Annotated in this window: 14 protein-coding genes; 5 read left to right on the top strand and 9 right to left on the bottom strand. The window is 40.1% G+C overall.

Features of this window, described 5'->3' with window-relative positions:
• Nucleotides 1-37: 37 nt before the first annotated feature.
• Both PSF42_RS15570 and PSF42_RS15565 read right to left on the bottom strand, forming a co-directional pair.
• Nucleotides 38-982: an ATP-grasp fold amidoligase family protein gene (locus PSF42_RS15570; RefSeq protein WP_125894058.1), complete on the bottom strand. Its 945-nt coding sequence runs from the start codon at nucleotides 980-982 to the stop codon at nucleotides 38-40.
• A 322-nt stretch (nucleotides 983-1,304) separates the two neighbouring features.
• The gene (locus PSF42_RS15565) at nucleotides 1,305-2,450 is read right to left on the bottom strand and encodes a fatty acid desaturase family protein (RefSeq protein WP_272680331.1); all 1,146 of its coding nucleotides are present in this window, start codon (nucleotides 2,448-2,450) and stop codon (nucleotides 1,305-1,307) included.
• A gap of 549 nt (nucleotides 2,451-2,999) precedes the next feature.
• On the opposite strand from PSF42_RS15565, the gene PSF42_RS15560 reads away from it, so the two are divergent.
• From PSF42_RS15560 to fghA, 5 genes are all read left to right on the top strand, one after another.
• A complete protein-coding gene (locus PSF42_RS15560) occupies nucleotides 3,000-3,326 on the top strand; it encodes a DUF1090 family protein (RefSeq protein ID WP_125894054.1) in 327 nt (108 codons plus the stop codon).
• A gap of 185 nt (nucleotides 3,327-3,511) precedes the next feature.
• Complete coding sequence (locus PSF42_RS15555; RefSeq protein WP_272680330.1) at nucleotides 3,512-4,429, top strand: bestrophin family protein; 918 nt, start codon at nucleotides 3,512-3,514, stop codon at nucleotides 4,427-4,429.
• 168 nt (nucleotides 4,430-4,597) lie between these two features.
• Nucleotides 4,598-4,870, top strand: coding sequence for a formaldehyde-responsive transcriptional repressor FrmR (gene frmR / locus PSF42_RS15550; RefSeq protein WP_004261729.1), 273 nt, complete (start codon nucleotides 4,598-4,600; stop codon nucleotides 4,868-4,870).
• A 15-nt stretch (nucleotides 4,871-4,885) separates the two neighbouring features.
• Entirely contained in the window at nucleotides 4,886-5,998 is a 1,113-nt protein-coding gene (locus PSF42_RS15545) for an S-(hydroxymethyl)glutathione dehydrogenase/class III alcohol dehydrogenase (RefSeq protein WP_102137454.1), read from the top strand.
• 10 nt (nucleotides 5,999-6,008) lie between these two features.
• Entirely contained in the window at nucleotides 6,009-6,845 is an 837-nt protein-coding gene (gene fghA, locus PSF42_RS15540; protein WP_213914351.1) for an S-formylglutathione hydrolase, read from the top strand.
• A gap of 90 nt (nucleotides 6,846-6,935) precedes the next feature.
• Here fghA and PSF42_RS15535 read toward each other — a convergent pair whose 3' ends face one another.
• The 7 genes from PSF42_RS15535 to PSF42_RS15505 all read right to left on the bottom strand — a co-directional run bounded on the left by PSF42_RS15535 (nucleotide 6,936) and on the right by PSF42_RS15505 (nucleotide 13,664).
• On the bottom strand, nucleotides 6,936-7,154 hold the full coding sequence (locus PSF42_RS15535) for a HEAT repeat domain-containing protein (RefSeq protein WP_213914350.1): 219 nt from the start codon (nucleotides 7,152-7,154) through the stop codon (nucleotides 6,936-6,938).
• A gap of 281 nt (nucleotides 7,155-7,435) precedes the next feature.
• Entirely contained in the window at nucleotides 7,436-7,648 is a 213-nt protein-coding gene (locus PSF42_RS15530; RefSeq protein ID WP_213914349.1) for a HEAT repeat domain-containing protein, read from the bottom strand.
• A 302-nt stretch (nucleotides 7,649-7,950) separates the two neighbouring features.
• The gene (locus PSF42_RS15525; RefSeq protein WP_213914348.1) at nucleotides 7,951-8,739 is read right to left on the bottom strand and encodes a heme ABC transporter ATP-binding protein; all 789 of its coding nucleotides are present in this window, start codon (nucleotides 8,737-8,739) and stop codon (nucleotides 7,951-7,953) included.
• A gap of 2 nt (nucleotides 8,740-8,741) precedes the next feature.
• On the bottom strand, nucleotides 8,742-9,743 hold the full coding sequence (locus tag PSF42_RS15520; RefSeq protein ID WP_125894044.1) for a FecCD family ABC transporter permease: 1,002 nt from the start codon (nucleotides 9,741-9,743) through the stop codon (nucleotides 8,742-8,744).
• Entirely contained in the window at nucleotides 9,740-10,561 is an 822-nt protein-coding gene (locus PSF42_RS15515) for a heme/hemin ABC transporter substrate-binding protein (RefSeq protein ID WP_272680329.1), read from the bottom strand. Before PSF42_RS15515 ends, PSF42_RS15520 begins: the two co-directional genes overlap by 4 nt.
• 15 nt (nucleotides 10,562-10,576) lie before the next feature.
• The gene (locus PSF42_RS15510) at nucleotides 10,577-11,626 is read right to left on the bottom strand and encodes a hemin-degrading factor (protein WP_125894040.1); all 1,050 of its coding nucleotides are present in this window, start codon (nucleotides 11,624-11,626) and stop codon (nucleotides 10,577-10,579) included.
• 25 nt (nucleotides 11,627-11,651) lie between these two features.
• Complete coding sequence (locus PSF42_RS15505; protein ID WP_272680328.1) at nucleotides 11,652-13,664, bottom strand: TonB-dependent hemoglobin/transferrin/lactoferrin family receptor; 2,013 nt, start codon at nucleotides 13,662-13,664, stop codon at nucleotides 11,652-11,654.
• Nucleotides 13,665-14,040 lie beyond the last annotated feature (376 nt).

Genomic DNA, 14,040 nt, shown 5'->3' with positions numbered 1-14,040 from the left:
CTCTGTGAGTAATCTCAGAGCCTTTTTTACGTTCTAATTATTTCTTTTTATTTGCAATTGAAGGTGCCAGTTGTGCTTCAATGGGTAAATGCCTTGTGTTACGGACAATACGTTGTTCCCAAAGCTCTCCCAATTTGAAATCCCATGATAGCGGCGATATTTCAGTTCTACCTGCATTTGGAGCGAAAGTGAGTTCACTGAAATACAACGTATTTTCATCAGACATCAAAAAATCAGCTCGGCAATAATCAAAAGGTGTGACGAGTATTTCTGCTAATCGTAACATTTCTTTGAATAATGGTGGCTCAGGTACAGGTTCCATCATGTTTGGATAACCAAAAGTCACGGGTTGCAATTGCCAGTTGGTATCGTAAATATTAATAAATTCATTGCCAAATTCGTCGGAGTAGTCAATCTCTGCATAGACAGGCTTACCAGAGAAGCAGTGGATCCTGCATGTTTCAGGTACTAACTTTCGGTTTTTATTAGCAAATAAATCAATATATTCTTCGCACATAATTTGTGCGGGTATCGTTTTATAATGGCGTTCACGAGTAATATAGTAAAGATTTTTAGTTAAGTGAAAATCCAATTTATTTTTAGCTTTTGGCCAATCAAATTGTGCTTTATTGCGACAAATAATGCTACTGCCACTATCATGATTACATTTTAAAACAAAACGCTCTGGCAGTTTATTTATATCGATTTCATCGGTATTTTTATAAGTGGCTATAATAGGAACTAAATATTCATCTCCTATTGTTCGGGAAATATATCCCCTGACCGTAAGTTTATCCGCATATTGTGAATATAATGGATTTTTATCTCGTAGCATTCTAAAGTTTACTTTCTCATTAAAGCTTTTGGGTACTTTAAAATCAGGGCGATAATTGAGTTTTTTAGTAAATTTATTAGAGAGATAGATTTTATCACTCATAATGAGTGAGCGTAATTTTTTTATAAAATACTCTGCTTTTTTCATGCGAGCACCAACCATTCTAAAATTGTAGTGTGTAAATGAAATCTAATTTTTATTTGATTATATTTTTTATAACTTAAATAAAGCTTCAATAAATCTAACGAGCAATTTAATAATTTTTTAATAAATAAATAGTAAACAAAAGATAAATAAAGGTCATTTTGTTAATAATAACCGGTATTTGTCTGAACTTATATCAACAAGTCAATCAATTGTTTTAATTATTCGTCACTAATAATAAGGTTATTGCTTATTTTAAGTGTAACAAAGATAAGGAAGATAAACCTTAAGGATTTATTTAGATGTTATCTCTAAACCCGTGGGCTCAGAGATAATAATTGAGAAGGTTATTATTTTCAAAATGACTAATATTCTTACTGTAATGGCGGTTGCCCATTTTTTTTAGAAATCGTATTTGGGCCGCAACGAGTTGTTTGTAATCAATACAGCGGTATGGCATATCATATTGCTGCGCTAGCCTAGCTAAAATTTGAGCTAAAGCAGGGTAGTGACGATGATGCCAGTGAGGAAAAATATGGTGTGTAAGGTGGTAGTTTAATCCTCCTGTTAAGCGCCATAAATAATGAGGGGTAGGTAACCAGTCACAAGCCGTGACAAAATTATGGTGGTACCAGCCATGCTTAATTTGTTTATCTTCGGGCGCAGTGAAAAACTGTGTCTCTGCCCAATGTGTACCTAGTAATAGATAAATGACAAAAATGGATGCGACCATTTGGCTCAACAAATAAGTGATAAATATTGTTGTTAAGCTGATCCCATGGTTGTGAGCTACGAATAATGGAATGCCAAGCATCAGTATTAAATGGCATATTTTGCTGCCTAAAAATAGCCCCCAACCCAGTTTACCCTCGAGTACTTTCTGCGCCTTTAAGCGTGTTTTCCCAGTCCTATCGGACCAATCAAATACGAGAGCAATCCATGTGAGTGACAACGATGCAATGAAAGGCCAATAAATATGCTGATATTTCATAAAAGGCCGCCACCGTTGAAATGGCGTTTGGCGGAATATACCATTTTCTTCAGTGTCTAAATCGTAATGTTCGATGTTGGCGTAGTGATGGTGATAATGAACGTGACGTGTACGCCAAAACTCCGGCTCTAAGCCTAAAGGTAATGTGACTAAACGGCCAAATAACCGATTTTTCCAGCCTGATTTAAACAGGGTATTGTGACAGGCATCGTGCTGGCCAATTACATTTAATAGCATGATAAGTAAAACAAATACAAAATAGGACAATATGTAAATTGAGGTAGATGTTGTCATGATTGTTGGAAGATAACTCAGAAGGGCAACAATAAATAAGACCCCGATTACAGTAAGGTCAGCTAGGCTGGCATACACGTGATCTTGTTTAGCTTGCAGATATTCCTGACTTGCTTGTTTTAATGCGATATGAAATTGTTGTTCGTTAGCATTTGAGAACGTGAGTTCGAATTCAGTGTGATGCATGCGACTCTCATTTGATGTTATCTTCTTTTAATCAAAGAGTATATCCATACTAAGTTAATCGTCGCAAAATAAATATGACAGGGGGAGAACGTTTCGACCTATTCTGAATCAGATTTCATCGAAAATAATAAATTTCGACAATTTAAATAAGTGTTTTTGATGGAAATAAATATAAATGGATAATTTTGTAGAATAATCGATTAAATATGAGTTAATTAAATTGATGTGTTTTTTTGTTAGCAACTCAGTAAATGCACGTATTTTCAACCTACATAAATACCAAAAATGGGCTACATCCTTGTAGAGAAATCCTTTAGCTTTAAGGTATCAAGGAAAAATATGTCTGTCTGTAATAAATCATGTGAAAAAATATCGCCACTTAGTTCCCCAAGTTAACAATAAATTAATGTTACCATTTTTGGTGGTTTTATACGAATTGCGTGTTATATTTATCTCGCTTAAGTTAAATTAGGAGCTTGCCTATATTAATAATGTATCAAAATGATGAAATAGTCACTGGTAAATTATTTCTTGAATTAGGAATGTAACATGAAAAAAATACTGTTAATAATTTTATCAACACTGATTATTCCAGTATCTGCTCAAGCAAGTTATAAATACTATGGTTGTGATAAAAAAATCTATCAACTAGAGAAACAACTAAAATATGCCAAAATGCATGGAAATCGAAATAGGGTTGCAGGATTAGAGCGTGCGATTTCAAATGTGCAAAATAATTGCTATGACCATTATTCTGGAGCGACAGGCCCAACTAAACTAAATCATCGATATAGTTTTACTGAAACTGAACATTTAGAGCAGCAGATAGAGGCGCTACAAGATGAAATTGAACGCTTAAAAGCTGCTAAAAAGTAATGTAATAGGTAATATTAAAACCCAATATTATTTATAAAATAAACCGTGTTAGATGAATTTAGCGCAATTGCCACTTGTTATAATTATAGTAACTTTCACTTTAATTTTTTGTTTGGCGCTAGCGTATTGAATTAATCAATGAAATAATAAGTTAATGTCGTTTTCTTAACACAATATGTCTTCTTATGGTTATTCGCCCTCATCAACACTGGTTTTTTCGGTTATTCGACTGGCATGGTTCTGTACTGTCAAAAATAACATTTCGGCTTTCTCTAAATATCATGATATCTATCGTGGCCGTACTCAGTTTTCAATGGTACGAACGATTAGGTATACACTTAACGATTGCCCCTTTTAGTTTACTAGGGATTGCTATCGCAATATTCCTAGGTTTTCGTAATAATGCATGTTACAGCCGCTTGATTGAGGCTCGAACGCTTTGGGCTTCGTTATTGATCAACCAAAGAAATATTCTCAGGAATATTAAAGGATTATTACCCAATGATCCCGTAGAACAGAAGGAGTTCGCGAATTTATTGATCGCTTTTGGTTGGAGCCTTAAACATGAATTAAGAAAAACTAGCCCAATCATTGATTTGTATAGGTTGCTGCCCCGAGCTGTTTTTGATGAGGTTATCCAGAGCCCGTTTCCCACCAGCCGAATATTATTGCAGATAGGCCTAAAGGTGGGGGAATTACGTGATAGAAAAGTCATCAGTGATGTACTTTTTCAAGCCATTAATAAAGATATTAATGCGTTATCGGAGGTACTCGGTGGTTGCGAACGTATTTCTAATACACCGATCCCATTCGCTTATACACTCATTTTACAGCGAACAGTCTACTTATTTTGTTCATTACTTCCTTTTGCGTTGGTCGTTGACTTACATTTTATGACGCCATTGGTGTCTGTTTTTATTTCTTATACTTTCTTAGCGTGGGATGCATTAGCGGAAGAACTTGAAGACCCATTCGGGGTTGCTGCAAATGATTTACCGCTTAATGCCATTTGTAATAGTATTGAGCGTAATGCATTGGATATGTTAGATATTCAACCACTTCCTCCTCAGTACCGGCCAGATAAATACTTCAACTTGTTGTAGCGTTGCTCTATTCCTAATTGGAGACAGTAAAGCTCGATATTGGTGTTTTACTGTTTTACTTTTCCACTGGGTATTATTTTGTCTTTTTGGGTCATAAAAATAAGGAATTCTGTACAGATAATCCGACCAATACTATACTCCCCCTATGTATATTAAAGGGGCTTAAATATGCCACATTCCCCAAAAGAAAAAAAAGCTGTCCTTACACGGGTCAGAAAATTGAAAGGTCAATTACTTGCTTTGGAGTCGGCCTTGGAAGATGAAGTTGAATGTGCGGCCATTTTACAACAAATCGCCGCTATTCGAGGGGCCGTTAACGGTCTGATGGCCGGGGTATTAGAAAGTCATTTACGGGAAGGGCTTCAAGAGTCTGCGACAACACAGTTGCAAAAAGACTCTGTAGACGATGCTATCTCATTAATTCGAACATATTTGCGGTAAAAAGAAGGAATAACGATGAAATCACGTGCAGCAGTCGCATTTGGTCCCGGTGAGCCATTAAAAATTGTCGAAATTGATGTCATGCCACCAAAGGCTGGGGAAGTGTTAGTTAAAATTAGCCATACTGGGGTTTGCCATACGGATGCTTTTACATTGTCAGGTGATGACCCTGAAGGTTTATTTCCTGTGGTATTGGGGCATGAAGGTGCAGGTGTTGTTGTGGAAGTCGGTGAAGGTGTTACTAGCGTTAGCGTAGGTGATCATGTCATTCCACTTTATACAGCAGAATGTGGAAAATGTGTTTTTTGTGAATCAGGTAAAACAAACTTATGCGTCTCTGTTAGGGAAACACAAGGTAAAGGTGTGATGCCAGATGGAACAACCCGTTTTTCTTATAATGGGCAGCCAGTTTACCATTATATGGGTTGTTCAACATTCAGCGAGTATACGGTGGTTGCTGAAGTTTCTTTGGCGAAAATTAACCCTCAAGCCAACCATGAAGAAGTGTGTTTATTAGGGTGTGGAGTGACGACCGGTATTGGTGCTGTACATAATACGGCGAAAGTACAAGAAGGTGACTCTGTTGCCGTTTTTGGGCTCGGAGGTATTGGTCTTGCGGTTATTCAAGGGGCAAGACAAGCAAAGGCTGGCCGCATTATAGCCATTGATACTAACCCGTCTAAGTTTGAATTAGCACGTCAATTTGGTGCGACAGAGTGTTTGGATCCTAACGATTTTGATAAGCCAATTCAGCAAGTACTGATTGAGAAAACCCAGTGGGGTGTTGATCATACTTTTGAATGTATTGGTAATGTTAATGTTATGCGTGCCGCACTTGAAAGTGCACACAGGGGATGGGGCCAATCGATTATCATTGGTGTTGCTGGAGCAGGGCAAGAAATTTCAACTCGACCATTCCAATTAGTTACAGGGCGTTCATGGCGTGGCACCGCATTTGGTGGTGTGAAAGGCCGTAGTCAATTGCCAAAAATGGTTGAAGATGCCATGAAGGGCGACATTGAGCTGTCTCCATTTGTGACGCACACATTGCCGTTAGAGAGTATTAATGACGCATTTGATTTAATGCATGAAGGTAAATCAATCCGCACCGTTATTCACTATGATTAAGGAGTCTTTGATGGAGAGAATTGAACGCCATGCGTGCTTTGGGGGCTGGCAGGATGTTTATCAACATCAATCCACCGTACTCGGCTGTGAAATGAAGTTTGCCGTCTACCTACCACCACAAGCGAAAACAGCGGCTTGCCCAGTAATTTATTGGTTATCAGGGTTAACCTGTAATGAACAAAACTTTATCACTAAGGCGGGAGCCCAACAATTTGCGGCAGAATATGGCGTGATCCTAATTGCACCAGACACCAGTCCTCGTGGTGCAGAGGTCGCTGATGACGAAGCCTATGATTTAGGGCAAGGTGCTGGTTTTTATGTGAATGCTCAGCAAGCGCCATGGCGCAATCATTACAGGATGTATGATTATATTGTGTCTGAGTTACCCGATTTAGTTGAAACGCATCTGCCTGTAACAGATAAACGCGCTATTTTTGGTCATTCGATGGGAGGGCATGGGGCTTTAATGATTGGCTTACGCAATCCAGGGCGATATTCTAGTTTATCTGCATTTTCTCCGATTGTTGCGCCAACCCAAGTTCCTTGGGGACGAAAAGCCTTTATGGCTTATTTGGGGGAAGAAACGGAGAGTTGGTCCCAATATGATACCGTTGAATTGATTAGAAAATCTGAGGCGATCCCACCTATTTTAGTGGATGTAGGCACTGCGGATCCTTTTTATCAAGAGCAATTAAAACCTGAGTTATTTGCCGGTGTTTGTGACAAAAAGCAATTTGAATATCGATTGAATCTACGTGATGGCTATGATCACAGTTACTACTTTATTAGTAGCTTTATTGGTGAGCATATTGCATTCCATGCACGCTATTTAAACGATAATTGCTAAATAACAATAATTGCTAAATATAGTTAGGTGGGACCAATAATGGGTTTCACCTGACTATTTCTATGATTTTACCATAATAAGACTAAATCGCTATTCGAAGCCCCCGTATGAGAGCTTGCTTATTGCTTTAATGGCACTGATTGCGACATCTTTATTTGGGTCATTACATAATTCAAGCAGCCGATTAATCGTATTATGTTGTTTTGGCCGTATATTACAATCACCTAACGCTGATATGGCAGCTATTTTTACATCATCATTTTTTCTTTTTGTTAAATCAAGTAATGTACTGATGACTTTGTTATCCATTTACTATCCTACTTATGAGTATCACTAAATAAGTTAATTAAAACTCATGTGTTTTTGAGATATTAATTTCAATATTGGGAATGCTACGAAAATAAATAATTTATTAATATCAAAAAACACAACTAATCTGAGTTTTGGTTAATATGGGAGTAATTGAAATAACGGATAAATAGGCAGAAATACGACTAGCTATTCATCCGTTAGTGGCTTTAGAGATGGGGGGATCCAATTAAAATCTTTTGGTTTTAAGAAAAGTATTGAGGAAGGATGTTAATTGTATATTAAAAATGCTCAGAGAGTTTACTCAATGCTTTTATGGCGGACACTGCGACATCTCTATTCGGGTCTTTACAGAGTTCAAGTAAGCGGTTGATTGCATTTCGTTGTTCAACGGTGACTTTATAATCACCTAAAGCAGAAATAGCTGCAATTTTAACATCATCATTTCCTCGATGTGTTAACTCAATTAATGTCTCAATAATGTTATTTTCCATGTAAACCCTTTGAAATATTTTCGCGATGCTAAGGTATTCTAAGTGAAGTTACCTGAAATTTATTTTTGAAATATAATGTTTTATTAATACATTATATAAATTCTACGCGTTTGGAGGTTAATAACTGCTTTATTATCTAAAGTGCATTAAAGGAGTAAAGTTAGTGATATGAAAAATTTAAATTATTAAAAATATTGGTTGAATATAAAAATAAATATGAATTGATAATTATTTTGTCAGGTCAAAGTAATAAAGCACTTAACCTTTAAATTGAGTTAGATAAAGTGCTTATTAAGCCTGAGTTAGTGGCGCAAATAAATGTGAGGTGTATTATTTTCAGGGTGTTGAGTTACACCGAGGTCAGCTTGGTACCAACGTGTTAAGTTTTCAGTCGTTAAAACATCGGTAGGGGAACCTTGGGCGACCAACTTCCCATCATGAATTAATAACACTTTATCTGCATATAGCGCGGTTAGGTTCAGGTCATGTAATACACAGCAAACGCCTAACGGTCGTTGACGGGTAAGTTGATGTAGTAACCGTAAGCTATGTTGTTGGTGGTATAAATCAAGTGCTGAAGTGGGTTCATCAAGAAACAAACAAGCGGGTTGAGCTGTGGGTTGCCATAATTGCGCTAATACTCGAGCCAATTGAACGCGTTGCTGTTCCCCCCCTGAAAGCTGGCGGTAGTCTCGCTGGCGTAGTGATTGGCAACTGGTTTGTGATAAAGCTTCATCAATGGCGGTGTGTTTATGTTCTGAACCGTAGGGGGTTCTCCCCATCGCAACAACATCTTCGACAGTAAAAGCAAATTGTAAGTGGCTATGTTGTTTCATGACGGCACGTTTTCGTGCCAGTGCATTGTGGTCCCAGTCAAGCATCGCTCGGCCTTCAATAAAGCATGTGCCATGAGTTGGGGTGTTATAGCCTGTTAGCAATTTTAATAGGCTGGATTTCCCTGCGCCATTGGGGCCAATAATTACCACGAATTCCCCTTGCTCAATAGATAAACTCACATTATCTATAAGCGTCTTTTCACTGATTTTATACGATAAATTTTGGGCTTCTAACAAGAACGGTTTTGTTTGCATTTTTAGATCCTCCCTGCAGGCTGTCGCAAAATGAGCCATAAGAAGTAGGGGCCACCAATTAACCCTGTCAGTAAACCAACAGGAATTTCAGCAGGTGCAACCGCAGTCCTCGCAACAGTATCGGCAATCAGTAATAACCCCGCACCGACGATAGCGGAACCAGGAATGAGCCAACGATGATCAGGCCCAAGCGTCATACGAATGAGGTGCGGAACAACGAGGCCGACAAAACCAATAACACCGCTCATAGCAACAGCACAACCAACTAAAATGGCACTGAGGAATAATAAAATAAATTTGGTTCTTTCGACATTAAGCCCGAGGTAATGTGCATCTTCATCCCCTAATTGCAGAATATTGAGTTTATTTCCCTGCATTAAGCAGACAGCACAAATAGGCAGAATAACGGAAGCTGCGATGGTCAATGATGTCCAATCAACATTACCGAGTGTCCCCATCATCCATAAGCTAAATGTTCTGAGTTGTTGGTCATTGCTGATATAGCTAAGAACACCAATGAATGACATGCACAGGGCATTGATAGCGATGCCCGCAAGAAGTAATTTTGCGAGGTTGCCATTTGATGAACGATTTAAGCTAAAAATAATAAAAGAAACGGCTAGGCTTCCGATAAAAGCGGCAGCAACATGGCCATATCCTTGCATCACGGTAGGTAATGAAACCGAGAAAACAATAAATGCAGCAACGGATAGGGCTGCGCCGCTGCTGATACCGAGTAAGCTAGGATCGGCGAGGGGATTACGAAATAACCCTTGCATAATGGCACCAGACACCGCCAAAGCAAGGCCGACTAAAATGGCAATTAACACACGAGGAAGGCGGATATTCAGCCATATCTGCCAATCCGAGTCTGTGGCAGATGCCTGCCACAGTGCTTTTAATGAAAAGTTCATTGCGCCTGCATTCGACGCGATGAGAACTAAGCCACCAAGTGCGAACAATAAAACGATAATCACCAAAAATGGGTTTTTAAAGCGACTCATTGGGATTTTTCTAATGCCTCACGTAGTTGTTTCATGACTTCAGGCGTACCTAAACTGAAGGTGAGCATGCCGACATCATCAACAACCAGAAGCGCTTTATTTTTCCCCGCGGGGGTCATTGACATTCCTTGTAATTTCCACACATTTTCTATTCCGCCTAATGATTTAACCCCTTCTTTGGTGAAAATGATTAAATCGGGTTGGCTTGATAGCAAACCTTCTTGGGATAGAGGACGATAGCTGTCGAAGCTGCTCATGGCATTTTTTGCACCGACTGCGTTAATCACGCTGTCTGCCGCGGTGTGCCGTCCTGCTGCTAAAGGCATAACACCACCGTGGCTCATAATGAACAGGACTTTTTTATCGATAGGAGTTGTATTTACTTGGCTGAGCTGTTGGTTAAATTGATCAACTAATTGCTTTCCTTGCTCTGTTTTACCGACCACGTTAGCGATGGTGGTAATTTTTTCTGGAATGGCTTCTAAACTGGGTTTCCCTGTCACCTTGATAATTTTTACGCCACTTTTTTCGATTTGCGAGAGAGCCATTGAGGGTTTGGCTAACTCACTCGCAAGGACTAAAGTCGGGCGCATTGACAGCACACCTTCTGCGTTAAGCATACGCATATAGCCCACATCAGGGAGTTTGGTGGCTTGCTCTGGGTGAAGGCTGGTGCTGTCACGGGCGACGAGCTGTTCCTGTGCTCCGAGTTCATACACAATTTCCGTCACATCACCCCCTAAGGTGACGATACGTTCTGCTGCATAAGAACCAAAAGAGATAAACAGCGTTGATAAGATTAGAAGCCATTGTTTCATAATAAGTTACCTATTTTAAATGCGGGGTAATGCGGTGACTTGTTGGCGCCATTGCTCTTGCTCTGGAGTCCCTTCCGTACGCTGCCCATACATTTGTGCGATTTGATTTCCTTGGTTATCGAAGACTTCAAGGCTAGTCACATGGCCATCTTGTGTTGGCTTGCGTGTGACCCAGCATTCGGCAATCCCATTTTCAATCATGTGCAAGGTGAAATCAGGATTGAAAATATTTAGCCACTTTAAGTCTGAACCTTCACTTTGATATGGCATGATTTTTTTGATTTCACCAGTAAAAATTTGCACACATCCGCGGTTGCCCACAAAAATCATAATTTCGTTTTGATCTTTGAACGCAGTATTAATCAGCTGATTGAAGGAATCATTAGGCACTTTCCATGCTAAATCATCGCTAACCGCAGCGAAAACTTGCTGGCGGCTGAGGTTATTTTTCTTGAGTAGAACAAAGAACTGGTGAACGTCCGTCATGTTGCGCCACTCTTGCTCTAACTGTTGTTTCAGTTCTTCGCTGACGGGCTGATTAGTAAATGCAGCCGCAGGCTCGTGAGTTAACTCGGCATTGTCTGGCGTAGCGTATTTTTCAATCAGTGCTTGCCATGCCGCCATATCCGTTTCATCGGTGGTGTAAACTTTATGTAGTGCATCACCTTGTTTATCAAAGAATTGGATACTGTGACGTTCACCGTGCTTACTGTCTTCTGTCAAAGCAAATATAGCGTCCCAATGGCTAAAAAACATCCGTAAATCAAGAGCTCGAGGGTTTAAAATCAAACCGCCATGGGGGCTAAATGTCGCATTGTCATAACGGCCAACTTGCTCATGAACCACATACTCGTTACGGGTAATCGCTTTCACTTTTCCAACAGTGGCTAATTCTGTCAATAAAGTGGGGGCATCGACGTTTAAACGAACCGCTTTGTCGTGGCCAACACGACTATGCAGCAGCTGAGCTTCAGATACATTTAAATAAGCGGCGAGATCGCGAGCGTATTTGGCTTTGTTATCTGTTTTTGCTTGTTGGTAACGCTCGTAAAGTGCTGAATTCACGTTTATCTCCTTAATATTGTGTGAATTACCATTGGAAGCTGACAAGCAGCTTGGCATTACGTCCATCTTGAGGAATGCCTTGTGATGAGTAATATTCTTTATCAAAAGCATTGCCTAATACGACACTGGTTCCTAACCCTTTGAGTTGCCCGTCACCTTGGTAGCTGACGTAGAAGTCATGCACGGCATAGCCCGCTTGTTGTTCTGCTTTAGAAGCTTTATTGAATTCAGTATGGCGTGTGAATTCGCCTAACCAGCCCACGGAAAAACCGCTGTCTGAGATAGGCACGGCCAGATTACTGGTGACAGAATCAGGCTTAATTGATGTGATGGATTTTCCATTAGATTCATCTTTTCCTTCAGTATGGTTATAAGCCAAACTCCAGTTGAAATAGTCTGTTTTATAATCCATTGAGGCATCCCATCCCCAAATTTTGGCACGTTTAGTATTGATTGATGTGGTGTAGTTATTTTGCAGAACATATCTATCAACATTCACATATGTGTTGATGTAATCTTTCGCTTTGGTATCAAAATAGCTGGCTTTAAATTGCAGGTTGTCACGATCCATCAATAGGTCATCGAAACGTAAGCCAAATCCATACTCAGCAGTACGGGTTGATTCAGGTTTCAGGTTAGGATTGGGTCTCCATCTATTGACGATTGGCCCCATTTGGAAGTGGACCTCGTCGTTATACATTTCCATCATGGAAGGGGCTCGGAAGGCTTCTGAATATGACGCAAATAGCATTGACCACTCTGTTGGTGTAATGCTAACGGCACCTTTAGATGACCATTTGCCTTTTTTCACATCTTCATTGCCATCTGATGTGGCTTTATAGTGGTCATAACGCGTACCGACAATAAAGGAAACAGGCAAATCTTTTAGGCTAATTTCATCTTGTAAAAAGCCGGATGCAAAGGTGATGTCCGCATCGGGGAATTGGGTGGTGGCAGCATAAGGAGTTTGTTTTTGCTTATAAGCTTCACTGCCGTAAGTTAGATTATGCGACGCTAATGGCAAGTCATAAAAGTTAGAGCGGTTATCTGCTTTTATGCCATAGGTTTTTTGTGTTCGGCCTTCATAGGGGGTTCCTTGGCCTTTTGCCGTAATGTTTATATCGGAGTAATAAGGCGTGACTTTAAAATTTAACCAGTCCTGTGAACCTGGCTTAATTTGATAAGTCAGCTGAGCATCACGTTGGCGGGTGGTGCGGTTCACTTTTAGATTGTCACTCCCTGCATTAATTTCTTGCGGGTTTTTAGGCTCATTGGCATCGTTGTTGTAGTAACGCATTTGGCCTGATAATTTCTGTGTATCATCGATTTGCCATGTACCTTTCGCCAGCAGGTTACCGATGGTTTCTTTGTTTTTCATGTCATCGCCATTACTCATGCGGACATTACCAGTTTCTTTGGTAACAAAGCTGAAGAGGCCATCAAGGTTATCACTACGGCCAAACGCAGTGCCGCCGAAACCGAAACTATGATCGCCGGTAGCAGCTTCAGTAAAGACACGGAAACCGTGGTCTTGGCCTTCACGCAACAAGTCTTTGGCATCAACAGTTTCCCAAGCAATCACACCGCCCATAGCACCACTGCCATAGAGTAGAGCAGAAGGGCCGCGAATGATTTCAACTTGTTTAATCAGTGCGGGGTCGATAAAGGTGCCATTGACGTGGCCTGTATCTGTGCCTTGGCGAATACCATCAACCAAAGTCAAAATGCCGCGTCGATCAAACCCACGCATATAAATATCTTGTCCATTCGCTCGGCTGGTTCCCGTGACGCCAATCCCTGGGACTTTACGTAAAATATCATTGACCGTGCTGGCCGTTTTTGTTTCAGGTGAATTATTTTTGATCACCGTGACCATCATCGGGGTTTCGAAGCTGTCACGTTCGCTCCCTGTCGCATAGACGGTCATCACATCATGATGATTTTTTTTGGGGGTTGGCTCTGGTGTTTGTGCGTGAGCACTTGCTATCACGCCTAAGATGGCGCTGGTCAGGACTGACATTCGCAAAACAGGGGACATAATTGTGATACTCCATATAGTTTTTATCTGTATTAAGCAGAGTGAATTCGTATTAATTGATGATGTTGAGTTGGTCTGGAGGACCTGAATTCGGTATGACACAGGAAAAATTGCATGTAAGTAGTGTCTGAACATAGCAAGAGGAGTAAACAAATAATGAAGCTATAAAGCTGAGGTAATAGCAGGCTATGGTTTTATGGTTAGCCGTACTACTTTGGATGTGGCACATTAATGCTACCGCTGTGCGATAGTCAGGTATCGAGTGGCTATCCTTGCTAGTTCGATATTTAGCAGCACAAATGTGAAATACAGACGTCAGTTTAAACTCCATAAGAAACCTTTTCCTATGTTTAGATTAAGCTGGCTGCCTGGATAA

Source organism: Providencia sp. PROV032 (genome assembly GCF_028484875.1).
Classification (GTDB): domain Bacteria; phylum Pseudomonadota; class Gammaproteobacteria; order Enterobacterales; family Enterobacteriaceae; genus Providencia; species Providencia rettgeri_E.
This window is presented reverse-complemented; position numbering and strand designations above follow the sequence as displayed.